The 25,288-nt window shown below is 37.2% G+C and carries 30 protein-coding genes; 2 read left to right on the top strand and 28 right to left on the bottom strand.

Features of this window, described 5'->3' with window-relative positions:
* Positions 1-2: 2 nt before the first annotated feature.
* From ACSVI6_RS05420 to ACSVI6_RS05500, 17 genes are all read right to left on the bottom strand, one after another.
* A complete protein-coding gene (locus ACSVI6_RS05420) occupies positions 3-1,394 on the bottom strand; it encodes a bifunctional metallophosphatase/5'-nucleotidase (protein WP_491720600.1) in 1,392 nt (463 codons plus the stop codon).
* A 14-nt stretch (positions 1,395-1,408) separates the two neighbouring features.
* Positions 1,409-2,017 (bottom strand): metallophosphatase, encoded by a 609-nt coding sequence (locus tag ACSVI6_RS05425; protein WP_491719607.1) that lies wholly within the window; start codon positions 2,015-2,017, stop codon positions 1,409-1,411.
* A gap of 102 nt (positions 2,018-2,119) precedes the next feature.
* Positions 2,120-3,484 carry an amino acid permease gene (locus tag ACSVI6_RS05430; RefSeq protein WP_491720601.1) on the bottom strand — a complete coding sequence of 455 codons (1,365 nt, stop codon included), beginning with the start codon at positions 3,482-3,484 and terminating at the stop codon, positions 2,120-2,122.
* A 208-nt stretch (positions 3,485-3,692) separates the two neighbouring features.
* Positions 3,693-4,886, bottom strand: coding sequence for an acetate/propionate family kinase (locus tag ACSVI6_RS05435; protein WP_491716439.1), 1,194 nt, complete (start codon positions 4,884-4,886; stop codon positions 3,693-3,695).
* A 23-nt stretch (positions 4,887-4,909) separates the two neighbouring features.
* Positions 4,910-5,938 (bottom strand): class I SAM-dependent methyltransferase, encoded by a 1,029-nt coding sequence (locus ACSVI6_RS05440; protein ID WP_491720602.1) that lies wholly within the window; start codon positions 5,936-5,938, stop codon positions 4,910-4,912.
* A gap of 85 nt (positions 5,939-6,023) precedes the next feature.
* Complete coding sequence (locus ACSVI6_RS05445; protein WP_491719441.1) at positions 6,024-6,188, bottom strand: hypothetical protein; 165 nt, start codon at positions 6,186-6,188, stop codon at positions 6,024-6,026.
* A 6-nt stretch (positions 6,189-6,194) separates the two neighbouring features.
* Entirely contained in the window at positions 6,195-6,635 is a 441-nt protein-coding gene (locus ACSVI6_RS05450; RefSeq protein ID WP_491716441.1) for a competence type IV pilus minor pilin ComGF, read from the bottom strand.
* Positions 6,601-6,786, bottom strand: a complete 186-nt coding sequence (locus ACSVI6_RS05455) for a hypothetical protein (protein WP_491716442.1) — start codon at positions 6,784-6,786, stop codon at positions 6,601-6,603. Before ACSVI6_RS05455 ends, ACSVI6_RS05450 begins: the two co-directional genes overlap by 35 nt.
* On the bottom strand, positions 6,779-7,210 hold the full coding sequence (gene comGD, locus ACSVI6_RS05460) for a competence type IV pilus minor pilin ComGD (protein ID WP_491716443.1): 432 nt from the start codon (positions 7,208-7,210) through the stop codon (positions 6,779-6,781). Before comGD ends, ACSVI6_RS05455 begins: the two co-directional genes overlap by 8 nt.
* Entirely contained in the window at positions 7,197-7,508 is a 312-nt protein-coding gene (gene comGC, locus ACSVI6_RS05465; protein ID WP_491716444.1) for a competence type IV pilus major pilin ComGC, read from the bottom strand. Before comGC ends, comGD begins: the two co-directional genes overlap by 14 nt.
* On the bottom strand, positions 7,508-8,497 hold the full coding sequence (gene comGB, locus ACSVI6_RS05470; RefSeq protein ID WP_491716445.1) for a competence type IV pilus assembly protein ComGB: 990 nt from the start codon (positions 8,495-8,497) through the stop codon (positions 7,508-7,510). Before comGB ends, comGC begins: the two co-directional genes overlap by 1 nt.
* Positions 8,490-9,470, bottom strand: coding sequence for a competence type IV pilus ATPase ComGA (gene comGA, locus ACSVI6_RS05475; protein WP_491720603.1), 981 nt, complete (start codon positions 9,468-9,470; stop codon positions 8,490-8,492). The genes comGB and comGA overlap by 8 nt, the downstream gene beginning before the upstream one ends.
* 109 nt (positions 9,471-9,579) lie before the next feature.
* Complete coding sequence (locus ACSVI6_RS05480) at positions 9,580-10,314, bottom strand: YebC/PmpR family DNA-binding transcriptional regulator (protein ID WP_491716446.1); 735 nt, start codon at positions 10,312-10,314, stop codon at positions 9,580-9,582.
* An 84-nt stretch (positions 10,315-10,398) separates the two neighbouring features.
* A complete protein-coding gene (locus ACSVI6_RS05485; protein ID WP_491720604.1) occupies positions 10,399-10,956 on the bottom strand; it encodes a cysteine hydrolase family protein in 558 nt (185 codons plus the stop codon).
* A 20-nt stretch (positions 10,957-10,976) separates the two neighbouring features.
* Entirely contained in the window at positions 10,977-11,984 is a 1,008-nt protein-coding gene (gene ccpA, locus ACSVI6_RS05490; RefSeq protein WP_491719614.1) for a catabolite control protein A, read from the bottom strand.
* 139 nt (positions 11,985-12,123) lie between these two features.
* Complete coding sequence (locus ACSVI6_RS05495) at positions 12,124-12,594, bottom strand: hypothetical protein (RefSeq protein WP_491716449.1); 471 nt, start codon at positions 12,592-12,594, stop codon at positions 12,124-12,126.
* 21 nt (positions 12,595-12,615) lie between these two features.
* Complete coding sequence (locus ACSVI6_RS05500) at positions 12,616-13,005, bottom strand: DUF948 domain-containing protein (protein ID WP_491716450.1); 390 nt, start codon at positions 13,003-13,005, stop codon at positions 12,616-12,618.
* Positions 13,006-13,148: 143 nt separating this feature from the next.
* Between ACSVI6_RS05500 and ACSVI6_RS05505 the strand changes: the two genes are divergently transcribed.
* Positions 13,149-14,036 (top strand): mechanosensitive ion channel family protein, encoded by an 888-nt coding sequence (locus ACSVI6_RS05505; protein WP_491716451.1) that lies wholly within the window; start codon positions 13,149-13,151, stop codon positions 14,034-14,036.
* A gap of 43 nt (positions 14,037-14,079) precedes the next feature.
* On the opposite strand, the gene ACSVI6_RS05510 is transcribed toward ACSVI6_RS05505, so the two are convergent.
* Both ACSVI6_RS05510 and murI read right to left on the bottom strand, forming a co-directional pair.
* A complete protein-coding gene (locus ACSVI6_RS05510) occupies positions 14,080-14,676 on the bottom strand; it encodes an XTP/dITP diphosphatase (protein ID WP_491720605.1) in 597 nt (198 codons plus the stop codon).
* Positions 14,676-15,488, bottom strand: a complete 813-nt coding sequence (gene murI, locus ACSVI6_RS05515; protein WP_491716453.1) for a glutamate racemase — start codon at positions 15,486-15,488, stop codon at positions 14,676-14,678. The genes ACSVI6_RS05510 and murI overlap by 1 nt, the downstream gene beginning before the upstream one ends.
* Before the next feature lie 154 nt (positions 15,489-15,642).
* Between murI and ACSVI6_RS05520 the strand changes: the two genes are divergently transcribed.
* Entirely contained in the window at positions 15,643-16,173 is a 531-nt protein-coding gene (locus ACSVI6_RS05520; protein WP_491716454.1) for a YslB family protein, read from the top strand.
* 52 nt (positions 16,174-16,225) lie between these two features.
* On the opposite strand, the gene ACSVI6_RS05525 is transcribed toward ACSVI6_RS05520, so the two are convergent.
* The 9 genes from ACSVI6_RS05525 to alaS form a co-directional block, all read right to left on the bottom strand.
* Positions 16,226-17,551, bottom strand: a complete 1,326-nt coding sequence (locus ACSVI6_RS05525; RefSeq protein WP_491716077.1) for an IS3 family transposase — start codon at positions 17,549-17,551, stop codon at positions 16,226-16,228.
* 93 nt (positions 17,552-17,644) lie between these two features.
* On the bottom strand, positions 17,645-17,959 hold the full coding sequence (gene trxA / locus ACSVI6_RS05530) for a thioredoxin (RefSeq protein ID WP_491716455.1): 315 nt from the start codon (positions 17,957-17,959) through the stop codon (positions 17,645-17,647).
* 77 nt (positions 17,960-18,036) lie between these two features.
* Entirely contained in the window at positions 18,037-20,400 is a 2,364-nt protein-coding gene (locus tag ACSVI6_RS05535) for an endonuclease MutS2 (protein WP_491720606.1), read from the bottom strand.
* A gap of 13 nt (positions 20,401-20,413) precedes the next feature.
* Positions 20,414-20,902 (bottom strand): CvpA family protein, encoded by a 489-nt coding sequence (locus ACSVI6_RS05540; protein WP_491716457.1) that lies wholly within the window; start codon positions 20,900-20,902, stop codon positions 20,414-20,416.
* Entirely contained in the window at positions 20,902-21,153 is a 252-nt protein-coding gene (locus ACSVI6_RS05545; protein ID WP_491716458.1) for a cell division protein ZapA, read from the bottom strand. Before ACSVI6_RS05545 ends, ACSVI6_RS05540 begins: the two co-directional genes overlap by 1 nt.
* Before the next feature lie 104 nt (positions 21,154-21,257).
* Complete coding sequence (locus ACSVI6_RS05550; protein WP_491716459.1) at positions 21,258-21,563, bottom strand: DUF1292 domain-containing protein; 306 nt, start codon at positions 21,561-21,563, stop codon at positions 21,258-21,260.
* 11 nt (positions 21,564-21,574) lie between these two features.
* Positions 21,575-22,009: a Holliday junction resolvase RuvX gene (gene ruvX / locus ACSVI6_RS05555; RefSeq protein WP_491716460.1), complete on the bottom strand. Its 435-nt coding sequence runs from the start codon at positions 22,007-22,009 to the stop codon at positions 21,575-21,577.
* The gene (locus ACSVI6_RS05560; RefSeq protein ID WP_491716461.1) at positions 22,006-22,281 is read right to left on the bottom strand and encodes an IreB family regulatory phosphoprotein; all 276 of its coding nucleotides are present in this window, start codon (positions 22,279-22,281) and stop codon (positions 22,006-22,008) included. The genes ruvX and ACSVI6_RS05560 overlap by 4 nt, the downstream gene beginning before the upstream one ends.
* A gap of 182 nt (positions 22,282-22,463) precedes the next feature.
* Positions 22,464-25,109 carry an alanine--tRNA ligase gene (alaS, locus tag ACSVI6_RS05565; RefSeq protein ID WP_491716462.1) on the bottom strand — a complete coding sequence of 882 codons (2,646 nt, stop codon included), beginning with the start codon at positions 25,107-25,109 and terminating at the stop codon, positions 22,464-22,466.
* Between the last annotated feature and the right edge of the window lie 179 nt (positions 25,110-25,288).

Consider the following 25,288-nt stretch of genomic DNA (forward strand, 5'->3'; position numbering starts at 1 on the left):
CTCTAATTTTTATTCAGTGGATATTGAGTTGCTAAATAATCACTGAAGACATCCCGTAATGGTTGATCATAATACATGTGATTCTCACCCGCAATTGATACAGTTGGAAAAAATGGAATAAATAAATAGTGGTCCAACAATGCGATCGAGTAGCGTTCTTCATTTTTTACCACTGTCCCATCAAATTTTACAATATCATTTTCAGCATCATATTCAATCCCTGATAACTCTATTTTACCAAAAATATCACCTCGAAAGCCCATTCCCTTTTGCGGAAAACGACTTAAAAAGCGTTTATTTTTTTCAACTTCCCTCATCAAGCGCCATAAGTTATAGCCACTTAACGTCGTTTTCATTACATGCATAGAATGGGGCAGCAATTTATGAATTTGATTTTTATCAACTACCCCCGCTGGTAAATCGGTCAAAAATAAACCCGCATTGATAATTGCCGCCTTAGTGCCTGCCTTGTGTTTCATTGCAGCGAGCCCAATTTGACTGAATTCTCCACCATGAACCCAGTCCATCTTCATCTGATGGTCAATTGCTGCTACTTTGCGGTTCGCCAAGAGTTGCTCGCCCTTTAGTTCATATCCATCAATTTTGGCTTGATCACTAGCCAGTGTCGGTAAATCAGCTGTTTTTACAACGGAAGCCGATTTACTTATGACTTTATGATCATCGCCAATTTCTAGTTTTACCGTTCCAACATAATGACCCCACTTTTCACAACCAGTAAGGAGGGTATCATTATCCAATTCACCATTTACTAATAAGTGATGCGTATGTGAACCGAAAATAACATCAAATTGAGGATACTTAACTGCATTGGAGCGATCATTTCCAATCCCTAGATGCGATAACATAAACAAGACATCATATTGGCCCTTATATTGTTCAAGCATTTTTTGAATGGCCACTTGCTCATTAATAGGCTGCCACCCCACTAGCGGATAGGTCAATATGTATGGAGCTGTGAACCCCATAATCAATACTCGCGTCCCCTGCTTCGTTACGATTTGCTTGACGGGTTTAGCCCATTTCGGTTGTTCGCCAGTCTTTAAATCCTTTAAATTGCCCAACACAACGTCAAAATTCGCATCATCATAAAGATGATTCATTTGAGAATGTGTATTCGTGAGCCCCTCGTTATTACCAATCGTAACGGCATCATATTTAACTTCGTTCATTAGATGGATGTTGGCTTGACCGTTAGTCGCTTCCGTTAGTGGGTGGGCCCGATCAAAAGCATCTCCAACGTCAAAAACTAACACCTGATAACCATCAGCCTCTAATTTATTACGCTGGTTATTGATGTAACGTCTAATCTTTGGCCAATTTTCAAAATGTGAATGCATATCATTGGTATGCAGAATTGCTATTTTTTCTGTCAACGAAATCATCCCTTCTAATGTCTTTTTGCAAAATCAATTGCCTTTTGCTCAATTATCGTTTCGATTTCTGCTTCAGATAATGGGGCGCCAAATGGGGGGCGCTTTGCCAGGTAATCCAATTCTGGACTATCAATGCCGACGTTAATGTTCTCCTTAATTGGAACTGCGTAATGATGAATATGCCCATGTAAATTAATGATTTGATGAACAATTCCTAACATCATTGGGTAATGAGTCATATAGTATTGCCGATGATTGAACTTAATGATTACGCCTACGTCATGGAATTGAAACTTAGGTTTTCCATTCACAATAAAATTATGTTTATCTAAGTACTTAAAAAAATCACGACTATCATGATTACCCTTGATCAAAATTAAATTACCGTTTAATTGTTTAAGCACTTCAAAAATCTGTCGATAGGCTTCTTTTATGGGCTTAATAAAATATAGGGCAATGTCACCTAGATGATAAACGGTATCGGTTGGCTTGACGCGTTCATTCCAGTTTTGAATAATGGTTTGATTCATTTCAAAAACATCTTTGAACGGCCGTGGTGCAAAGTCATTAAAACCTAAAATATCCTTATGAAAAAAATGCGTATCTGCTGTAAAATAATTCATCTCAATCACCCTCATATTTAACATTATATTACATCGTTTTCGGTTTTTTCAAAAAGAAGCTACAAAAAAACTACTTTCCAAATTGAAAGTAGCTTTGCAAAATTATTTATTTCTTTTGGTACCGATCACGTAAACCATGTAAATTACGATCAACCAAATAATCGAACCAACCAACGCAATTAAAGTATCAAATTTAAATAGTAACACAACTGCGACCATTCCTAAGAATGCAATTACAAAATAGTCGGATAACGGGAACCAAGGGGTCTTAAATTTTAGTTTATCCTCTTGATTATCAGCTTTGACTTGCTTTCTGTACTTAATATGGGTAACTACGATCGAGCCCCAAATAAAGATGAAACAAGTCGTTGCCACACTGGCGATGAACGTAAAGACTCCTTCTGGAATCACCATGTTCAAGATTACGGCAATCGCAATGATTAAAGTCGAAGCTAAAATGGCGTTGCTCGGGACCTTTTTCTTAGAAAGTCGATGCATCTTTTTACTGAACCGATTTGATTCGTTGCCAGTCAACGAATAAAGCATCCGCCCAGTGGTAAAGACCGCACTGTTACATGCCGAAGCAGCGGCGGTTAAAACCACGAAGTTAATGATCGCAGCCGCAGAAGTAATTCCAATGTTTTCAAATACTTGGACGAACGGACTGGCATTTTGACTAATATCGTTCCAAGGATAAATCACCATCAAAGCCATTAATGATCCAATGTAAAAGAGCAGGATTCTAACTGGTACCGAATTAATACTCTTTGGAATGACCCGCTCTGGATTCTTCGTTTCAGAAGCGGTCATCCCAATTATTTCAATTCCCACAAAACTAAAGATCACCATTTGAAAAGAAAGAAAGAAGCCCGCTGCCCCGTTGGCAAAGAACTTACCATGGGTTAAATTACCAATGCTAACTGCTCCCACTGAAGTTTGGTAATGAATCAAAAGTAATACGACTCCAACAACAATCAGAGAAATAATTGCCACCACCTTAACGATTGCAAACCAAAATTCAGTTTCACCAAAAGCAGATACGGTAATCGAATTTAATAAGAATAAAATAATCAAAATTACCAACGCGGGTAGCCATTGTGGCATCCACGGAAACCAGAATTTCATATACAGACCAGCGGCAGTGACTTCCGCCATCGCAATTGCAATCCATGAGACCCAATAGGTCCATCCAGTAATGAATCCCCATTTAGGACCCAAGTATTTAGCAATAAAATCAATATATGAGGTACTATCAGGATTGGACATCAATAGTTCCCCTAGTGAACGCATTAAAAAGAAACAGGCAATTCCAGCAACTATGTATGCAAGTAGAATTGATGGCCCAGCAAAATGAATTGACTGACCAGCTCCTAAAAATAGTCCCGTTCCAATCGTTCCGCCAAGCGCAATTAGCTGAACATGGCGTTCTTTAAGTTCTTTGGACATTTGTTCATCTTTTTGTCCCATTTTAAACACTCCTTTATAATGTAAATTAGTATAAACTGGGTTCATAAAAAATCACAACCAAGTTAAAAAAACGCTAGCACCAAGCGAGAGAGTAATTTAGCGTTATATCAATAATAATTCACTTTATAAAAAGTTAAATGAATTTATTTCACTTTTAGTTGAAATAAAAAAAGTAGCCGATCAGCTACCTTTTTTATTTGATAATGATTTAGTTCTTTTTCAATCTTTCAACATCCCGAACAATCATTAATTCTTCATTAGTAGGAATCAACAAAGTCTTAACCTTAGCATCATCAGTACTAATATCACGTTCTTCACCGCGAATATCATTCTTCTTTGGATCAACTGCAATGCCAAAGTAGCCTAATTCGTCGGTAACTTCTTGTCTAATCATGATATCATTTTCACCAACACCGGCAGTGAATACGATCGCATCAACACCATTCATTTCAGCAATGTATTGACCAATGTAGCGAATGATTCTATTCTTGTACATTTCTCTTGAAAGATAAGCCCGATGATTCTTATCTTGAACCCCTTCGATTTCACGCATATCAGCAGAAACGCCTGATACACCAAGTAATCCAGATTTGTTGTTCAAGATCGTGATCATGTCACTAAGCTTATCAATGCCTTCCTTTTCCATTACGTATGAAAGAACGGAAGGATCAACATCCCCAGAACGAGTGGCCATCATCACACCAGTAAGTGGGGTAAATCCCATTGAGGTATCGTATGACTTACCACCCTTAACGGCACACATTGAAGCTCCTGCACCAATATGCATGATGATCAACTTAAGGTCTTCAACTGGCTTACCAAGCATTGCGGCAGCTCGTTGGCTAACGTAACGGTAACTAGTTCCGTGAGCACCGTACTTACGAGCACCATATTTTTCATAATATTCATAAGGAATTCCATAGGTATAGTTCTTTTCAGGAATTGTGGTATGGAATGAAGTATCAAACACAGCAACACTAATAACGTTTGGTAAAATCTTCTTAAATGCCTTAATCCCTAAGATATTAGCAGGTTCATGAAGTGGTGCTAATTCTGATAAGTCTGCTAGCTTTTGTAAGACATCATCATCAATAACAACTGAATCTTTAAATTCTTCTCCACCAGCAACGACCCGATGACCAACCCCAGTGATTTCATTGTAATCACTAATAATGTCAAGGCTCAATAGCTTGTCTAATACCAACTTGATTGCTTCTTCATGGTCCTTAACATCTAGGGTATCCTTATATTTCTTTCCGTCTCCATACTTAATCGATACGGTTGAATCGGGCATCCCAATTCTTGCGATATCCCCACTAGAAATTAATTTTTCAGATGGCATTTCGAACAATTTGTACTTCAAAGTTGAACTACCAGCGTTAATTGCAATTGATTTTCCCATAATTATTCTCCTTAAAAATAGTATTATGACTTAGCTAATAAATCCTTTTGTTCCCATTCAACGATTTCTGCAATAAATTTTTGAAATGCAGATTGATCCTTGAATGAAGGAAATTCACCAATCATGATTTTATTCACTTGCTTTGCACCATCACCGTGGCGTTGTAAGATCATAATTGCCTTTTGAGTATTTTGATTTGAAAATAGCTCACGAGGCAGGTTCAACATCCCTTGCAGGTATGCATTATCTTGCATCCACTTCAATAGTGTTTTTGACTCCTCAGTTTGAAATAAATTACTAGGAACCAAGAATACCCCAAAACCACCTGGTTTAACATGGTTCATTCCCTGCTCGATCAATAGATGATGGGCGAAAGAATGACCATTTTTAGAACTAGTGGCATAATTTCGTACGTTTTCATCAATCGGATAATATCCAATTGGTAGATCTGAAATTACTAAGTCCACATTGTTTACCAAAATGTTATTGATCGAATCTTGGTGGATTAATTCTACTGGTAATTGTTGCATCTCAGCGTTAATCCCAGCAATTGATAATAGTGAATCGTCATTATCGATTCCAATGCCATGCACATCCGCATGTAATTCAGAAGATAATTGATGCATCACTGCCATTAATAAATTCCCACTACCAACTGCTAAATCCAAAATATTAATCTTAGACTGGGACTTAAAGATCCGCGTAAGCAAATAGCCAATGATGAACGCAATTGTATCAGGTGTTAATTGGTGGTTAGCCTGAATTTTATCCTGAACGACTGCCTTAATCATAATCATTTGAATGGCCTTACGAACATCTTCAGAATCCATATTTTGATAATCAACCTGTTCATATAGTGACTTTAATTGGTCAGCAACATCGGAATTTGGTTGATTATTTTCAATATGAACATTATTATTATCTAACATGTTATTTCCATTTTCAATAAATGAATCTAGATAAGATAAATTCAATGCTTTTTGCAATAACTCAGTCGATTGATCCAATACCTTAAAAAGAGTCTCAGTATCTTTTTTAGCCAGTATTCTCAACCTCCTTAGGTAAAGTGATTAGACAATAACCAACATCAATATTACCAGAAAATTGTGAATAAATTCAAGATTGACAACGATTTAATTATTTTTGCGATTTTAAAACCAATTCCACCCGTTTTTGATAGTCGAGACTAATTGAGTTATTAGTACGAATCTCCCCATTGATTGCCTTAATTTGAAAATATAGCAGTGTTGTCATTAACAATAAAATAATTATTGCAATCAAAGTCATTGAAGCTGTTCTCATTATTGACTACCCCGTTTTTGGTAATAATGATCTGGCATTAAATACATCCCCATTTTCCATTATTAACTTACTTTTTAAAATTCGATTATGATAACTCCATTCAACACGACTAACCCCATCGATTAATGGGACGTATCCACCATGATCGGTAGTCATTTTAATACTATTATTTGATAATGAAAGCTGATATTTTTTATGGTGAGCAGTTAAATTAAGCCTGTCTAATTCATTTGAAACGTACTTAAATCGATATTCATCAGATTCGAGCATTTGTAAATACATATGAAAAGCAGTCAGATGATTCTCCTGCTGGCGTCGATTCAAGCTATAGTTGATAATTATTCCACAAAGTAAAACCACCATTGAGGCAATCATCAATGAAATAATACTTTCTACGATGGTAAAGGCGTTTCTAGTGCCTACTTTGTTCCATAATAACTTTTTCATACCGTTCCCGTTCTCGTTCCATTCTAATCCTACTATTCATCAATTTAACATTAATCGTTTGCAAAAACGTCAAATAAAAGGTTACTGCTGTGCTGATGATCAATAACGCTAATAATGAATCGGCTAAAGTAAATCCATCCCTATTATTCATACTTGATTCGATAAACTCCCCACCCTAATTGAAAAGTTTGTTTGACTTTTCGTTGATAATTTTGTGAATCCCAATTAATCGTTTTGGGGCTAACGTGCCCATTACTTTTGATAATCACTTCTTCTCTTGGCTGTAAATTAACCAGTCCCTTTGGGTAGTTCAGTTGTTCTAATGGCGTATCATTAGCATAAATAAACTGTAGCTGATGTTTATAAAAAACAACCCTTACCTTAATTTGTTTTTCAACCGCTAAGCGTTCTGAATATTGCCACTGTTTTTGAAAAGATTGCCAAAAGATTCGTTCTTGCATTCGACCAGCGCTATGACCATTCACACCAATTATTCCAATCATTAATACCATAATTGCAATCACCATTACGATCAAAGATTCTAGCAGTGTGAATCCAGATCTATTTTTGAGCATTATTGTCAACAATTCGAATCCCATTTTGCTGGGCTTGTTTAGCTTGTTTTTCACTTAAGTATCCATTGCTTACTAGCATTGCATAGGTGACCTTATCATCACTGTTTTCATTCAAATAACTATCAATTTGGGTTTGCACCACTGATTCCATCGCAGTACCATGAATTGATTTGGCATTGTTTCTTTGGTTGGTTAAATTCGGAATAACGATTAAAATCAAAAGGGAAATAATGAATAACACGATCGTCATTTCAATTAATGTGAATGCTTCTCTTTGGCTTTTAAATTTAAATTTCATTACTTATAAACCTCGCTTAATGTATCGTACATCGGTAACAACATATTTAAATAGGTGATTACGATTACCGCTCCAATCACCACAAAAATAACTGGTTGAACAATTGAAATGAGGCGTTGAGACTGATTCCACATCTTATCAAAAGATAATTTAGAATAAACAGCTAGTTTCTTAGCAACTAACTGAGCTTGATCGCCATGATCAAAGAATAGTCCCGCCTCATTCGGTAAAAAAGCATGTCGTTCAATAATACTATTAATTGAGCGACCAGACTGAATCGATAATTCCAACTCCCTGCCAATTTCAAATAAAATTGAATTAGCTTGAAATCGTTTTAAAACAGTGGCAATCGATCTGGCTTCTAAACCACTGGCCATTAATAATGAAATGTTACTTGCAAAAAAGTATGCATAATATGATTGAATGATTCCACCAATAATAGGCACCCGCGCATAAAACTCAGCTCGCTTAATTCGAGTTTGTTGGCGCAGCCACATTCCAAAACAAATTAGGCTGCCACAAAAAAGCGGTAACAATAGCCACCACCAAATTTGACCATTATTTTTTATTGAATCTGAACCACCAATCATGCTTAATTGGGGACTTACGAATAACTTAATTCCCACAATAATGATCATCAATAAGCCCACTAGGAAGAACGGATAAATCAATAGTGCATTCAGTTTAGTTCGCTGCTTATTACGTTCTTCAATAAATTTTTGGATGCTTTGAAGGGTATTAACTAGCTGTCCATGTTGTTCAGCAATTTCAATTTGATTAACGATATCAACTGGAATGTAGTTAATCAATCCGTTGGCAAAGGATTCCCCAGCATTCAATTGATTTATTATGTTATCAATAAATTGATCCTTAACATGTAATTCACTGATTAATTTAATTGCCTCACCAATCGAAAATCCGTTTTGTAAAAGTGCATTTAAGGATTCAAAAAATTGTAATTGCTTTTTAATTGAAAGTCGCTTATCCATACCACACCCGCTTTCGCTCCTCATCACCAATTAGTTTAGCGCTCACTAGTTGATCTAAATCAGTGCGCCAGGTTTTAATTGAATCGGTTTGGGTTAAATGTTGTTCAAAAATGTCTTCAGCCGTGACTAAATTAAAGAGGGCCTTAGGTTGCTCATCGTTGCTAAACAAGAGCCGTTGATATGAAATTGTATTTAAACATTGTTTTAAATAATCGAGCTGCACCCCTAAATTAGTTAAACGCTCGATCACGCCTAATGGACTTTTAGCATGCAGGGTGGTCAACACTAAATGACCACTTAAAGCAGCCTGAACTGCTGCTTGAGCGGTACTGGCATCACGAATTTCACCAATGATAAATATATCAGGTCGATTTCTAAGTCCTACCTTTAACAGTTCTTGATAGCTCATCAAAGCATCCGAATTAACCTGTAGCTGTAAAAAACTAGGTTCGTAAACTTCGACTGGATCTTCGATTGTCATAACCTTTTGATTTACGCTATATTCACGTGCCAAATGATAGATCGTAGTCGTCTTTCCAGAACCAGTGGGCCCTGCAAAAACAATTAACCCTCTTTGAACGGACCGCTGCTTTAAACTTTGGTATTGTTCAGGTTTTAAAAAATGAAGCGAATGGCTATCCAGCGGATAAATAAGTCTAATTACCATTGCTTCACGACTTTTAAAATCCCCAACGGTTGAAAATCGTAGATAACAATGATAATTTTCATGGTGCCACTCCATTGCTCCCATCTGCGGACGGCGATGTTCACTAATTAACATGTTCCCATTATATTTAAAGTAATTAATTATTTTCAGTCCAATTGATTTAGGAATTGATTTAACAGTGATGATTTGATTATTATAATGACGTTCGATCGTGTAATTAGTTTGCTTGGGTACAATATACACATCTGCTGAGCGCGCTTGATAAGCTTCTATCAAGACTGAAGTAATCAGCGTTTTAACATCCATAATATCCCCTCCTTAATAATTAATTACGCAATTTATATTTATCCCAATCAAAAAATCCCCAACCAACTAAAAAAGTTGATTGGGGATTTACAAATAAATATTAAGTTAATTATTCAACGTTATCTGGTAATTCAGCGGCTTCGTAAACATCTTGAACGTCATCGTTTTCAGATAGTTCATCGATTAAGCCAGTGTATTGTGATAACTTAGCTTCTGGAACTTCGGTTGTTGTATTTGGAATCATCTTCACTTCAGCAGTATCTAAATCATACTTTTCTTGAAGTGCATCCCTAACTGCTTGCATGTTCGATGGGTCGGTGAAGACTTCAAAACGATCATCGCTAGCCTTCATATCATCGGCACCTGCATCCAAAGCATCCATTAACATCGTATCTTCATCCACATCTAAACCATCGCGAAGGATCACAATGTATCCCTTACGGTCGAATAGGTATGAAACGGAACCAGAGGCACCTAATGAACCACCATGGTGGGTGAATGCAGAACGGATTGCAGAAGCAGTCCGATTCTTATTATCAGTCAAGGCGGAAACCATTACGGCAGTTCCACCAGGTCCATAACCTTCGTAAGTAATTTCTTCGAACTTAGCTCCACCAACACCGGAAGCCTTGTCCAATGCACGTTGAACGTTTGCCTTTGGCATATTAGCTGCCTTAGCTTTGTCCATTTCTAGCCGCAATTGGGGGTTACCGTCTGGGTCAACACCACCAGCCTTCGCAGCTTGGTATAAGTTACGTGATATTTTTTGGAAAATCTTTCCACGCTTAGCATCTTGAGCACCTTTACGTCCCTGGATGTTATGCCATTTTGAATGTCCTGACATAAATTAAGCACTCCTCTCTTTATAATCCTAAATTAAACAAATACAATTATAGCAATATCTAAAAAGCTAATCAAGGTAACAACCCTAATCAACCACTTTTGCGCCTAAACAATTTTGAAAATGATTCAAAGCCCAACTCTGCGCTTCATCTGACAGTGTTGCCACACATGATTTGTGAACTACTAAATTATAACAACGATTGTACGCATCCATTGCCGTGTGTAATACACAAATATCAGTACAAACTCCCGTTAAGTGGAGCGTATCAACATGGCGTTCACGTAACCTTAAATCAAGGTCAGTCCCAGCAAACGAACTATAACGGGTCTTATCAAAAAGGTGAACCTTTTCATCCCCTTGGTTTTGTTGATACCAATCATCAACATGCCCGAATAACTGCCGACCCCATGAATCGCGAACGTTATGGGGTGGGTATAGCTTAGCTTCAGGATGGTAAGGATCATTAGGGGTATGAACATCGGTCGGAAAATAGATCCAAGCCCCTTGTTTCTTCATTTCATCAGCTAACTGAACAATTGAATCGTCAAGTTCTTGAGCTGGCTTTCCACATGTCAAAGCACCCTTATCAGCTACAAAATCATTTGTGTAATCAATAATCAATAGCGCCTCATTTGATTTCATAATTATCATTCCATTCTAAATTAATTTGACTTAGTTGAATCACGTTTAATAATTTGGTGAGAAAGTCGTACGTTTTTTTCGTCAACCTCATCATGATTCATCAGCTTAGTTAATAATCGCATTGCGACTGCCCCAATATCATAAAGAGGTTGAACTACTGAAGATAATTGAGGGCGCACAACACGAGTAAACTTAGTATCATTACCAGTTATAATTTGAAAATCATTGGGAACTTTAACCCCATTATCAGTTAGTCCATTCAAGATACCAGCTGCTAGTTCATCATCACTAACAAAGACCCCTTCGATTCCCGCTTGAACTAAGCGAAGTGCTAAATCATAACCAGATTGATAACTTTCATCCGTAGAAAAAATAAAATCACTATTAAAATGGATATCATTGTCAGCAAGTCCCCTCCGATAACCAACTACTCGATAATCAGCATTGATTGCATAATCTAGTGAACCACAAACCAGCCCCACCTTAGAACAACCATTTGCCACTAAGTTACTAACCGCTTCTGAAGCAGCTGCTTGATAGTCAATATTAACACTTGCTTCTAGTTGATTTTTACTAACCGTTCCAGCCAATACGACCGGAACAGTCGATCCTTCAAATAGACCCCTAAGCGTCGGTTCAACATCATGACCCATAAAAATAATTCCATCAACTTGCTTAGTCATCAAAGAATTAAAGACCCGCTTTTCCTTTTCCTCATTCCCGTCGGAACTAGCTAAGATAATATTATATTTGTACATTGCAGCAATATCATCAATCCCACGGGCTAACTCAGAAAAATAAATATTAGTAACATCTGGTACAATTACCCCAATAGTAGTGGTTTTCTTACTGGCTAACCCTCTTGCAACTGCATTAGGATGATAATTTAACTTTTTAATTGCACCCAATACCTTATCACGCGTATTTTTACGAACATTACTATTTCCATTTACCACCCGTGAAACAGTTGCCATGGAAACATTTGCTTCCCTAGCAACGTCGTATATGGTAACCGTTTGTTTTTCCATGAAATAGCCTTCCTTTTCTTTATAATAGCGCTTACATATAAATTAATCCTTTTTAATATAACAAATATCATCACTGCAATCAATTTATAAATAAAAAAGCCTCTCAATATTGAGAGGGCTTGAAACTAAGTATATTAAGTTATTTGGAAGTGCCATTGGGATAAAAGGTTTCCACTTTTTTGTCATTTTTGAAGACATCATCAGCATTAACAACGATATCATCTTGGGCATCTTCAGATGTACTCCCTAGTTCGTCTCTTAAACGATCTGCGGCAGTGTGAAATTGAGTAGTGTTACTTTCATCATTATCATCATCAGAAGCCTCTTGGAAACGATCATTAATCTTATCAGTAGCGGAGTTAAACGCTTGCTTTGCGTTATCGGTAACTTCATTTGTTTTTTGTCCTAACGTTTCCTTGGCATCGGAAAGCGCATCGTTAGCATAAAATGCATAGTCAACTGCTCGATCCTTTAAATCATGGGCAGTATTATTTACCTTTGTAACAATTTCCTTTTGTTTGGCTGGGTCTAAACGCTTAAATGCAAAGTATGCAGCGGCACCAGTCAATCCTAAAAATAAACCAAATCCGAATCCTGCTTTTTTACTCATAACAAACACCTCTAAAATTGATTATTTTTTACTTTTCTTTTTCTTGTTACCAAAAGCGGACTTACCAACTAAGCTTAAGACTTTTCCACCAAAGCCTAATTTACCACCATTTTTAACCCGACTTGTAAGGTTTTTAGTAGAATCATTTAATTCTGACACACTAACCCCTAAGTCAGCTGCTGCTTGAAAGACAGGATCAATTGTATTGACCTTGTCGTTTAAATCCTTAAGCATTGAATTAGAACTTGCCAAAATCTTTTCAGTTTGATTAGAAAGTACATCCACATCATTGGTAATTGATTTTAAGCTTTGATTAACTTCATTTAAGGTCGTAACCAATTTCAATAAAAATACACCAATGAAAATTACTAATAATAGAAAAGCTAAAGCGGCAATAATACCTGCAGTCATCTAAATCCCTCCCAACAATTAATTATTAAACCTACAATTAAGAATATCATTTTAACCAAAGTTTGACAATTAAAGTTAATTACTAATTATATTGATAAATCTGTGTTAAAATACTGTTATTATATCTAAGGAGGAATTAGTTAATGTTTTTCGCAGAATCTGTGATTACTAAAAATAGTTCATTTATTCAAAAATACTTAGCAACATTCAAATGGGATAAAATATTAAACAACTTAACTAGTACGATTTTTTCAGTCGTTATCATTTCGATTTTTTTCATTATCATTAGTCGGTTGGGAAAGTTCTTTATCAATAAGGCTTTTAAACAATATGGAAAAAGCAATAACACTAAAAATTCAAGCAAGCGAATCACGACCTTACACGTAGTTGCCAAGAACTCATTTCAATACGGATTAGTGTTCTTCTGGATCTACTCGGTACTATCCGAAGTGGGCGTACCAATCGGTACCTTACTTGCCAGTGCTAGTATCTTCAGTGTGGCAATCGGGATCGGGGCTCAAGGACTGGTTACCGATATCGTTACTGGATTTTTGATCCTATTCGAAAAACAAATCGATGTAGGTGAATACGCAACCTTGACCCTTACCAACGGTTCATCGATCGAAGGAACGGTAACATCAGTTAATTTAAGAACGACTGAATTAACTAGTTTTAATGGATATGTTAACTACATTCCAAACCGTCAAGTTGCTGCGATCACTAATCGGAATCGGAGTGAAACACGGGCCATTATCCAAATTAGAATCAATGGTAATACTCCAGTAGAAAAAACGATTGATATCATTAATAAAGTCAATGATGAATACGTTAAGCAATATCCAGACATCATCGCTGCTCCAGATGTTTGGGGAGCTACCAACACTCCTGACGGTAACGTTGCAATTCAAGTCAACATCCAAACTAAGAATGGTCAACAACTATACATTCAACACGAATTCTTAGGGCACTACTTAGATGCAATTTCAGATGCTGGCATCGAGTTACCAAAGAGTCCATTAGTATTAAACTAATTAAAATAACCAATAAAAAAAGACGATTTAAAATCGTCTTTTTTTATTGGTTATTTTTCCACCATTCGTCAATTTGATCCACTAATTTTTGAGTAGCTCGGCCCCGATGACTAATCGCATTTTTTTGCTCATCAGTCATCTCACCCATTGAAAGCTGCTTTTCGGGAACGTAAAATAGTGAATCATATCCAAAGCCATTGTTCCCACGCGGTGATTCTAAAATTTCTCCATGAATATCACCATTTACAACTAATTTAGCGCCACTAGGCTTGAACAACACTAAACAAGTCCTAAACGTTGCCGAACGGTCTTGTTTCCCCTTTAAATTTGCCAATAATTTGCGATTATTAGCTTCATCATCATGATCACCTGCATAACGCGCTGAATAGACACCTGGAGCATTATTTAGGGCTGCTACTTGCAGTCCTGAATCATCAGCTAAAACAGAATGCCCAGTAATTTTAGCAACTGTACTAGCCTTAATGGTCGCGTTTTCCTCAAAAGTAGTCCCGTTTTCTTCAATTTCACCAATTGATGGAAAATCAGCTAAAGTCTTAATATTAAATCCATGCGGGGCAAGCATTTCCTTAAATTCTCGAGCCTTGTTTTGGTTATTAGTGGCAATGATTAAATCCGTCATTATTCATCCTCCAATTCTGTTAATTCAACATGACTAGCGGTAATTGAACGTTGAAGCCAATCTTCGGCAATCGTTACAAATTTATCAATTGAACCAGTGGTAAAAAATTGATAAGTCGCCAAATGATCTGCAGGCGCTGAAAGGCCTGACTGGCGTAACACCTCAACTACTTGTTCACATACCGCTATTCCTGGATCAACTAATTTAATATCATTTCCAATTGCTTTTTGAATCAACGATCGCATAATGGGATAGTGAGTGCACCCCATTATTAAGGTATCAATATCATGGCCTAGCATCGGCTTGACATCAACATCTACAATTGATTGATCTAACGGGCTATGGTACTTACCGTCCTCAACCATGGGGATAAATCGTGGACATCCTAGACTAAAGACATCCACGTTCTTGTTCAACCTTTTTAATTCCTGCTCATAAGCATGGCTCTTGACGGTTCCATTAGTTGCAATTACCCCAATGCGATTATTTTGCGTCGTTTTAACTGCTAATTGACTTCCGGGATCGATCACACCAATTACTGGAATTGACAGTGCGCGCTGTAAAACAGGAAGTGCCTGAGCAGTAGCTGTATTACAAGCGACCACCAACAGCTTAATATCTTTTTTTATTAAAAAATGTGCAATCTGCATTGCAAAAACTTGAATCTGTGATTGGCTTTTTTCACCATATGGTAATCTGGCTTCGTCACCGAAATAAACAATTGATTCGTTCGGCAGCTTGGTAATGACCTCTTTGGCAACCGTCAGGCCACCAACTCCAGAATCCATGAATCCAATTGGTTGTGAATTCATTGTTGATCCCTCTTTCGAATGTTATGAAACTATATTATCTAACATTTTTAACCAACCTTCAAGATATAAGATAGTTTAAAAGGTTCGCCAAAAATGTTTTAGTGCGTGTATAATGGAATTCATAAATGAAAAAGAATTGAGGTTGAGAACGGATATGACTAAAGAATTATATCAAAAATTCATTACCAATCCGAAAATAAAAAATAATTGGCCAGCAGCTTTCCTACGCGATGAAGTAATTACTGACCTGCTAGGTGATGACGTTCATAGTATTCTTTACTGGGCTGGCAAACGAATGGCGCGCAAATACGCCACTAATAATCAATCCGAATTGGCCATCTTCTTTGAGCAATCAGGACTAGGCCATCTTACAATGAATAAGGAAAGTGAAAATCTAATTGAGTGGTTAGTGAGTGGTCCAATCGTTGATGCTAGAATTAATGCTGATCATGATGCCGATTTCATGTTTGAATCTGGATTCTTAGCCCAATCAATTGAACAACAACGTGGATTAGTCACTGAAGCAGAGCTTGATAAAAAGAAACTTAAAAAGGGACAAGTAATCGTTAGCGTTCATATTGATCCCCAAAATACCACTGATGAATTTGAAGCAGTTGCCCCATTTGATGTCATTTCAGATCAAATTCAAGAAAATAACGATTCTGAAGATAGTGAGCAAGAATAAACAAAAAAAATCATGATGATCTGACCCCTATAGGTTGGACTAATACTTTTTGCTAGGATATCAATCCCAAATATTGATTTGGTGATTGGTATCCTAGTTTTTCTTTTAATCTATTGTTATTGTAATCCTTAATCCATGTTTTCATCGCATTGATTAAGGATTTTTTGGTATCATAATGCGTATTCATCATTTCAATTTTCATGATATGGAAAAATGATTCCATTTGAGCATTATCTAAACATGTCCCCTTACGGGACATGGACTGAATAGCTTCATATTTGTTTAGTGTTTGAACCCAGCTATGACTCTGGTATTGAATTCCTTGATCACTATGCACAATTGAATGCTTAACAGTGTTCTGGATTCTTTTTAGTGCCTGGTTCAACGGCTTTAATGTTAGTTCAACTGTTGGATGGCTGCTAATTCCATATGAAATGATTTTATCAGAATATAAATCCATCACTGGAGAAAGATAAACCCGATGGTTTATATCTTCATTTCCATATCTAAATTCACTTACATCTGTTGTTATCTTCTCTCCAAAACTATTAGATGAAAAATCACCATTTAAAACATTATCAGCAACATGGCCTACTTGGCCATGGTAAGAGTTATATTTACGTTTTCTTTTTCCAAATAGTTGGCACTGTAAACTGTATTTTTGCATAATTCTCTGGACTCTTTTGTGATTAACATGGTATCCATTATTGTTAAATAATGCTGTTATTCTTCTATAACCATAAGCAGGATGATCCTTAACAGCCTTTTTCACCTCAGTATCAAACTCATCATTTATTTTCGAAAGCGAAGCTTTTCTATGATGATAATAACTACTTTTAGGGAATGAAATTGATGATAATATTCTAGAAATTGCAACATCACTAAATTTTTTCACTAATAAATCAATACTTTCGTATTGATTATTAGTGCTTAGTAATTTTTCATAGGATAGTTTAATCGATAAAGCTAAATTTTGCTTTTTTAACAGTTTAATTTGCTTTACAGCGCTATTTGTGAGAACATTCTTTTGATGGGACTTACGTTTATTCATTAAATATAGGCTTCCATTCTCTAATCTCCGTTGCCATGTAAAGATGCTCGACGGAGATGCAATATTAAAATGAAGTGCTGTTTCTGGATACGACTTGTGGTAGAGGTGCATCCATTTCAGCACTTTTAATTTATACATATAAGAATATTCTTGATTATAATGTTTTGCAATAAGCGCTTTTTTACCAAATTTTTTATACGTCTTTACCCACGAGTAGATTGTTGCAACACCCTTAATGCCATATTTATGGTTCAACGTAGTTGATCCAACTCCAGAAAGGTATTCTAAAACAACTTTCAATCTAAATTCATAACTATATTTTGCCAAAATAAAGACCCCCGTATGCTGAACATTTTCTGTCCAACATACGGGGGTCTCTTCATGACTAACATTAGCCATGATTTTTTATTTATTCAATTATTAATCAACGTATTGATCCAATACCTTAGCAAGTTGTTCTTTACTATGGTACCCAACAATACTATCAACTACCTTACCGTCTTTTTTAACCAATAGGGTTGGGATACTCATAATCCCAAATTTTTGAGGCGTTTCTTGGTTTTGGTCAACATCCATTTTATTGAACGTAACCTTATCACCCATTTCCTCAGAAAGTTGATCAACAACTGGTGATTGCATTCTGCAAGGACCACACCATGTTGCCCAAAAATCAGTTAGAGTAACACCCTTAGCAGTATCTTGTTCAAAGGTTTTATCAGTCGTTTCCGTAACCATCAAATTACCTCCTAAAATTCTTATTTTTAACTAGTTTAACACGGTTTCAATTAAATGCAATTAAAAAGCATTGTACACTATTTAAATTTAACAACGGTCGAACCATCCCCACCTGCATTAGCTGGTGAATAGCCAAAACTCTTTACCCGTCGATTGCGCTTTAAATAGTCGGTAACACCCTTTCTAAGTGCACCCGTCCCCTTCCCATGAATGATCGTCACAGACGGATAACCAGCTAGTAGCGCTGCATCAATATAACGATCAACTTCATGCATCGCCTCATCATACCGATGACCCCTAAGGTCTAGCGAAGAAGACATTCCTGAAGACTTAGTCCGTCTAACTGTATTGTATTGACGCTTGGGTTCTTTTTTGGGTTGGCTCAACTTTTCTAGGTCGGATTCGTCAATTTTCATTTTAAGAATACCCATTTGGACTTCCCAATTATGATTACCAATTTTATCAACTAAAACACCAGGTTGACCATATGACTTAACCATCACATCGTCACCCTTGTGAAAATCATGCTTAGCCTTTTCACGTTTTAAAACTCGGTTATTCTTCAAACTCAAATCATTATGCAAAGAGTTTAACTTTCCCTTAGCATCCATTAATTCATTTTCCTTAACGGCTGTTTCAGAAAGGTGCTTTTGCTTTTCATGAAGCTCGGCAATAATTTTATCCGCTTGCTTCTTAGCTTTAGCAACAACCTCATTGGCTTTTTCTTTTGCGGATTGATTCAACCGTTCACGTTGGTGCTCGTATTGGTTAAACTTATCGGTCAATTCTTGGTGTAACTTAGTCGCATCGTTCAACTGAATCCGTAGTTGTTCAGCATCTTCACGAGCCTGCTTAGTTTGATCAGCTAGTTGTTTAATCATATTATTGATTTCTTGACTACTTGTATCAGTAAATGAACGGGCCTCTTGAATAACGCTTTTTTTCATTCCAAGGCGTTCTGCAATATTTAGCCCATTACTTTGCCCAGGCACTCCCACCAAGAGATGATAGGTGGGCTTGAGCGTTTCAATATCAAATTCCATTGAGGCATTGATCGTCTGGGGACGATTATAAGCATACGCCTTTAGCTCAGGATAATGAGTCGTAGCAATCACTTCACTATCGACGACTCCAATTTGGTCTAAAATGGCAATTGCTAAGGCCGCACCTTCCTTAGGATCGGTTCCAGCACCCACTTCATCAAGCAGAACGAGACTGTTTTTAGTGATGTTACGCAAAATTTTAATGATGTTATCCATATGGGATGAAAAAGTACTCAAATTATTTTCAATTGATTGTGCATCCCCAATATCGGCAAAAATATTATCAAAAACAGCCACCTGACTGCCCTCATTAACAGGAATAAACAAACCTGATTGAGCCATTAGTTGTAGTAATCCAATCGTTTTAATCGTAATTGTTTTCCCACCAGTATTAGGACCAGTCACAATAATTGCCCGATACTCATCACCAAGCACAATCGTATTACCAACGACTTTATTAACATCGATCAATGGATGTCTAGCATTTTTTAGATTTAAAACATTCTTTGCAGAAATTTGTGGCAAGGTAGCCTTAATTTGTTTAGCATAACGAGCCTTTGCATTAATCAAATCTAAATGACCAATGATTTTGAAATTAGCAATAATTTCGTCTTGGTACGGAGCGACCATCGCGGAAAGTTCAGCTAAAATCTTAACTTCCTCATGGCGAGCAGCCAATTGATCACGCCGTAATTGATTATTGAGCTCAACTACTGCAGCAGGTTCGATGTATAAAGTCTGTCCAGAAGCACTTTGATCATGAACGATTCCGCCAAACTTAGATTTGGCTTCAGCTTTCACTGGAATTACATACCGTTCGTCACGAATTGTAATGATCGATTCACTAAGGAACTTAGCTTGATTGCCCCGCAGGTATTTGCCCATCCGATTACGAATGTTATTTTCAGTCCGTGAAATTCGCTTTCTTAAGCCATATAGTTCCTCAGAAGCTGAATCCAAAAGCCGTCCATCAGGGTTTAAAGCTTTTTGCAACCTTGTTGTAATTTCTGGAATCAACGCAAACGATTGAATCAAATCATAAAGACGATGAAGTTCCACTTTATTTGCCTGTAAATTATCAAAAAAAGTCATTAATCGATTAACAGTGATTAATACTTGCATAATTTGAGCTAGTTCAGTTCCATTCAAACTAGCGTTAATCGTTAAGCGCTTCATATAGGGACGAATATCATTTAACGTCACTAATGGCATTGCTTTTTGTAATCTTAATATATGTGCACCATCATCAGTTTCTAATAGTGCGGTTTTGATTAGCTTTCGATCACTAATGGGTTTTAAGCGACGCAATTCGCTATTCCCAGTACTAGTTGATAAAAAGCCATGAATCGCTTCTTTAATTTTATTATACTCAAGGGTATCAAGAACCTTTGAATTCATAATTCAATCCTCCTTAATTAGAGTTTAACCAGTGATAAACTACATTAGGGGTAATGATTGGGGTTTGATTTACAATCATTTGGGCAATTCCAGAGTTAACGTATTGAGTTGCAAACCAAGTTCCATCAGCCTTTAATAACAAGTTTAAAATGATCAAAATCATTCCATAGCACATTAAAAAACCACTAAATGCACCTAAAATACCATCTAGCTGTTTTAAAATCGGTAGTTTCGTAATGGTTCGTAATATTCGTCTAATTCGCATCATTATTAAATAGCAAACTACAAAAGTCCCCAAGAATGCAATTATACTAACTATTGATGAATCAGCACTATTGAAAATAGCTAAAATCCAACTTTTAGGGTATTCAGCAAAGTGCAATGCGATCCAAAATGAAACAATGTAACTAGCAATCATAAATAAGCTAGCCACCAATCCCCTTCTATAACCAATAATGGTACTAATAAATAGTAATAGTAATATTATAATCGTCAACATCATTATTCATTTTTTGATTTGGATTCAATTTGATCCAATTGTCCTTGTAATTTTAATTGATCTGAAATTGCATTAAAGGCTAGTAATACCATTGCATCTTCATAACTAATACTTGAAGATAGTTGATTTAATTGGTTCAATTGCTTATTCATCAAATCTGTTACTGCATGCATATGCTCCATTGAACTTTTGCCAACGAACGTATACGTTCGATTACCAATCTTAGCTTTGAACCGCTTTTTAGTTTCACTCATTATTAAATTCCCTCCAAATACTTCATGCATTATTTTATCATGAAACATTATTGCAGTTAGTAATTCACAAAAAAACTCCCAACAATTAGCTGGGAGTCGTTATATTATTCGTCTGAATCATTATCTAAAAATGTATTTAGAACGGATTCAACAATATCCCATTCTTTCTCAGACTCAATCGGCATTAACTGGCCACCTTGAGGATCAGCAGGATCTTCACCCTTTGGTAGTGCATACGCCTCAATGTCCACTTCATCGTCATCTTCTTTACCAGCAGGGTAAACTAAGATGTAGGACTTGCCCATATCTTCTGATTCAAATGTGAATAAAATCGTGTAAAGCTCCTCATTCCCCTGGTCATCAACTAGGGTAATTTGTTGCTTACCATCTTCATTTGTTGTTTCAGTCATTATATTCTCCTTTATTCGTTCGTTAATTTTCCCTTACGGTCTAAATAACCCTGCAGAATTAATTCCGCAGCAACTTTATCGATTACTTTCTTACGCTTTTTTCTAGAAGTATCTGCTTCTTCAACTAGCATTCTTTCGGCTTCTACGGTCGTTAATCGTTCATCTTGAAAATCAAATGGAATGCCAAATCGCTGATTAGCCATCCATGCATACTTTCGACAAGCATCCACCCGTGGGCCAGAAGTGTTATTCATGTTTTTAGGGAGGCCAATAACGAATCCAGTCACCTCATATTTAGCAACTAGTTCCCCTAAACGATGCCACCCAAACTCTTGATTATCTTCATTGATCGGTATAATTTCAACACCCTGTGCTGTCCAGCCGAGCGGATCGCTAACCGCAATTCCAACGGTTCTTGAACCAACATCTAATCCCATTAACCTCATTTATTTATATCCTCATTTTTTTTATTCTTATCAAGATAAAAACGCACTAATTCTTCAATGATTTCATCACGTTCATGACGTCGAATCAAATTTCGAGCATCGTTAAAACGAGGAATATATGCTGGATCTCCTGAAATTAAATAACCAACAATTTGATTATATGGATTATAACCCTTTTCTTCTAGGGTTTTGTACACAATTAAAAGTGTATCATGTACATCTTTCGGTGCTTTATTAAAATCGAAGTACATCGTTTTATCTAAAGAAGACATCTACAACACCTCACAAATTATAACATTCAACTTAATTTTACTAAAAATCAATATAAATCTCAAATTGAATCAAAACATTAATTAATTCGTTCATTATTAACCAGTTGTCTTATTATAGCATACATAACGAAAAAAACTCTAATGGTTGAATGATTTTCAACCATTAGAGTCTTTTTATTTAACTATTTTTGTTCTTTAAGCCAATCTAATGCAGCACTCATCGCGTCGTTTAAACCAGCAGGATTCGTCCCACCAGCTTGCGCCATGTTAGGACGGCCGCCCCCACCACCATTGATGTTAGCAGAGATTGCCTTGATCAAATCGCCAGCCTTTAAGCCAGCCTTGACCTTTTCATCACTAACGGCAGCGATTAGGTTCGCCTTATCCTTACTGTTAGTTCCAAGCACTAATACATCGGACAGACCCTTTGTCCGCCAGGTATCAGCTAGTTGACGAAGTTGGTTCATTCCAGAATCCTTAATAATCCCAGTAATGATCTTAACGCCATTAACGTCCTTTACATTTTCAAAAACGTTGTTAGCTTGTTGACCAGCAATTTTAGCTTCAAGTGATTCTTGCTTTTGTTGTAGTTCCTTAACTTCTGATTGAAGTTGAGTTACCTTATTTGGCACGTCCTTGATTTGCTTAGTCTTCAATTCAACTGCAATCTTGTTCAATAGGGATTGTTTGTCATTCAGAAATTCGTATGCTTCTTGGGAAGTAACGGCTTCGATTCTCCGCACTCCAGCACCCACTCCTGATTCTGAAACGATCTTGAACAAGCCAATTTCATTCGTGTTCTTAACGTGATCACCACCACAGAATTCGATTGAGAAATCTCCAGCACTAACCACTCTGACCTTCTTACCGTACTTAGAACTAAATACGGCTACGGCACCCATTTCCTTCCCAGTCTTTGGATCAGTTTCGATCGTGGTCACTGGTAGTTCCGCAAAGATCTGGTCGTTGACCATTTGTTCAACCTTCTTCAAGTCTTCATCAGTCACAGAACCAAAGTGGTTAAAGTCAAACCGCAAGTAGTCTGGTTCCACTAGTGAACCAGCTTGTTGAGTATGACCACCAAGTACGTTTCTTAATGATTGATCCAACAAGTGGGTTGCCGTATGGTTCTTTTCCACCTTGCTGTGGAAGTGACGGTCAACGACTAACTTGTAAGTCGCACCCTTTTGCATTGGTTCAAATAGTTCAACGGTGTGTAAGTTTTGGTTGTTCGGTGCATGCTGAACATCGAGCACCTTGGCAACTAGGTTCCCATCGTGATCTTCGATGACCCCTTGGTCGGCCACTTGACCACCCATTTCAGCATAGAACGGCGTCTTATCAAAGATAATTTCAGCCTTCCCCGCTTTGACTTGATCCACAAGCTTTTCATCAAACACGATGTCTTCGACCTTCGCGTTTTCGACGATCAATTGGGTGTAACCAACGTATTCACTAGGGGTCTTAATGTCAACTAGCAAGTCGCGTTGAACACTCATGGCATTGCCATCGTCACGGGCGTTACGTGCCCGATCCTTTTGCTTTTGCATTTCATTCTTGAACCCTTCAGCATCCACGCTCATTCCAGCGTCAGCCAAGTATTCTTGAGTCAATTCAAACGGGAATCCATAGGTATCGTAAAGCTTAAATGCATCGGCTCCACTCATTTGCTTACCATCTGAAGCCCGCACTTGATCCATCAAGTCGTTCAAGAGGTTCAAACCATCTGATAGGGTGTCATTGAAACGATTTTCTTCTGATTTGATAACCTTTTCAATGTAATCAGCATTCTTCAATACTTCTGGGTAGAACGCCTTCATGATTTCACCAACTACTGGGACGAGCTTATACAAGAAGTTTTCAGTAATCCCAAGATCTCGACCAGCGACGATTGCCCGCCGAATCAATCGGCGAATCACATATCCACGACCAACGTTGGATGGAATCGCACCATCATTGATGGCAAACGTAATTGCCCGAGCGTGATCAGCAATGATCTTAAATGAAATATCATCAGCGTGCACCTTACCATATTCACGGCCATCACTGAGTACTTGCGTCTTTTCAATAATTGGTAAGAATAAGTCGGTTTCAAAATTCGTAGGTGCATCTTGGAAAATTGAAACCACCCGTTCGAGTCCCATCCCCGTATCAATGTTTTTCCGAGGAAGTGGTTCGTAGGTATCATCTGGTTTGTGGTTAAATTGGGAGAACACGATGTTCCAAACTTCAAGGTAACGTTCGTTTTCCCCACCAGGATAGTTTTCTGGATCATCGGGTGCTAAGTCGTTGAACTTTTCGCCACGGTCATAGAAAATTTCTGAATCGGGACCTGAAGGCCCTTGGCCAACATCCCAGAAATTATCTTCCATGTCGATCAAATGACTAGGATCAACTCCTGCTTCGATCCAAAAGTTTCTGGCATCTTCATCTTCAGGATAAACGGTCATGTAAAGCTTATCTTTATCCCAACCGAAATACTTTTCTGAAGTTAGCAATTCGAACGCCCAATGGATGGCTTCTTTTTTAAAGTAATCCCCCACTGAGAAGTTCCCTAACATTTCAAATAGCGTTTGATGCCGAGCAGTCTTTCCGACATTTTCGATATCGTTAGTCCGAATACTTTTTTGGGAACTAGTCATCCGACGATTCTTAGGAACAACCCGTCCTTCAAAATACTTCTTCATGGTGGCAACCCCAGAGTTAATCCATAATAATGATGGATCATCAACTGGAATCAATGATGCACTTGGCATGATCGTGTGACCACGTTCTTCAAAGAAGTCCAAGTACATTTGGCGAATTTCACTACTACTTAATTTTTTCATCAATAAACCCCTCCAAAGGCACAAAAACACCGTTGCTAGTAAAGACGCTTTTAACGCGGTACCACTTTACTTGCAACGATGTTTTCGTTTACCTCTTTAATTCTCAATAACGCTGAGTAGCGTAACTTTGAAATGGATAGCCCGCAATCTAAACTTGCAGACCTTGCAATAACCGACCT

The sequence above is a fragment of the Nicoliella sp. ESL1106 genome, assembly GCF_058509965.1.

Coding starts and splice junctions, on each gene's coding strand:
- ACSVI6_RS05450 (WP_491716441.1), bottom strand. CDS start 6,635: ATGAAAAAGTTATTATGGAACAAAGTAGGCACTAGAAACGCCTTTACC.
- ACSVI6_RS05550 (WP_491716459.1), bottom strand. CDS start 21,563: ATGACTGAAACAACAAATGAAGATGGTAAGCAACAAATTACCCTAGTT.
- comGD (WP_491716443.1), bottom strand. CDS start 7,210: ATGCTCAAAAATAGATCTGGATTCACACTGCTAGAATCTTTGATCGTA.
- ACSVI6_RS05430 (WP_491720601.1), bottom strand. CDS start 3,484: ATGGGACAAAAAGATGAACAAATGTCCAAAGAACTTAAAGAACGCCAT.
- ACSVI6_RS05425 (WP_491719607.1), bottom strand. CDS start 2,017: ATGAATTATTTTACAGCAGATACGCATTTTTTTCATAAGGATATTTTA.
- murI (WP_491716453.1), bottom strand. CDS start 15,488: ATGAATTCACAACCAATTGGATTCATGGATTCTGGAGTTGGTGGCCTG.
- ACSVI6_RS05495 (WP_491716449.1), bottom strand. CDS start 12,594: ATGAGTAAAAAAGCAGGATTCGGATTTGGTTTATTTTTAGGATTGACT.
- comGC (WP_491716444.1), bottom strand. CDS start 7,508: ATGAAATTTAAATTTAAAAGCCAAAGAGAAGCATTCACATTAATTGAA.
- ACSVI6_RS05485 (WP_491720604.1), bottom strand. CDS start 10,956: ATGAAATCAAATGAGGCGCTATTGATTATTGATTACACAAATGATTTT.
- ACSVI6_RS05500 (WP_491716450.1), bottom strand. CDS start 13,005: ATGACTGCAGGTATTATTGCCGCTTTAGCTTTTCTATTATTAGTAATT.
- ruvX (WP_491716460.1), bottom strand. CDS start 22,009: ATGAGGTTAATGGGATTAGATGTTGGTTCAAGAACCGTTGGAATTGCG.
- comGA (WP_491720603.1), bottom strand. CDS start 9,470: ATGGATGTTAAAACGCTGATTACTTCAGTCTTGATAGAAGCTTATCAA.
- alaS (WP_491716462.1), bottom strand. CDS start 25,109: ATGAAAAAATTAAGTAGTAGTGAAATTCGCCAAATGTACTTGGACTTC.
- ACSVI6_RS05540 (WP_491716457.1), bottom strand. CDS start 20,902: ATGATGTTGACGATTATAATATTACTATTACTATTTATTAGTACCATT.
- ACSVI6_RS05435 (WP_491716439.1), bottom strand. CDS start 4,886: ATGGGAAAATCAATTGCAATTAACGCTGGTAGTTCAACTTTGAAGTAC.
- ACSVI6_RS05545 (WP_491716458.1), bottom strand. CDS start 21,153: ATGAGTGAAACTAAAAAGCGGTTCAAAGCTAAGATTGGTAATCGAACG.
- ACSVI6_RS05480 (WP_491716446.1), bottom strand. CDS start 10,314: ATGTCAGGACATTCAAAATGGCATAACATCCAGGGACGTAAAGGTGCT.
- trxA (WP_491716455.1), bottom strand. CDS start 17,959: ATGGTTACGGAAACGACTGATAAAACCTTTGAACAAGATACTGCTAAG.
- ACSVI6_RS05505 (WP_491716451.1), top strand. CDS start 13,149: ATGTTTTTCGCAGAATCTGTGATTACTAAAAATAGTTCATTTATTCAA.
- ACSVI6_RS05535 (WP_491720606.1), bottom strand. CDS start 20,400: ATGAATTCAAAGGTTCTTGATACCCTTGAGTATAATAAAATTAAAGAA.
- ccpA (WP_491719614.1), bottom strand. CDS start 11,984: ATGGAAAAACAAACGGTTACCATATACGACGTTGCTAGGGAAGCAAAT.
- ACSVI6_RS05510 (WP_491720605.1), bottom strand. CDS start 14,676: ATGACGGATTTAATCATTGCCACTAATAACCAAAACAAGGCTCGAGAA.
- ACSVI6_RS05560 (WP_491716461.1), bottom strand. CDS start 22,281: ATGTCTTCTTTAGATAAAACGATGTACTTCGATTTTAATAAAGCACCG.
- ACSVI6_RS05445 (WP_491719441.1), bottom strand. CDS start 6,188: ATGAGAACAGCTTCAATGACTTTGATTGCAATAATTATTTTATTGTTA.
- ACSVI6_RS05455 (WP_491716442.1), bottom strand. CDS start 6,786: ATGAATAATAGGGATGGATTTACTTTAGCCGATTCATTATTAGCGTTA.
- comGB (WP_491716445.1), bottom strand. CDS start 8,497: ATGGATAAGCGACTTTCAATTAAAAAGCAATTACAATTTTTTGAATCC.
- ACSVI6_RS05520 (WP_491716454.1), top strand. CDS start 15,643: ATGACTAAAGAATTATATCAAAAATTCATTACCAATCCGAAAATAAAA.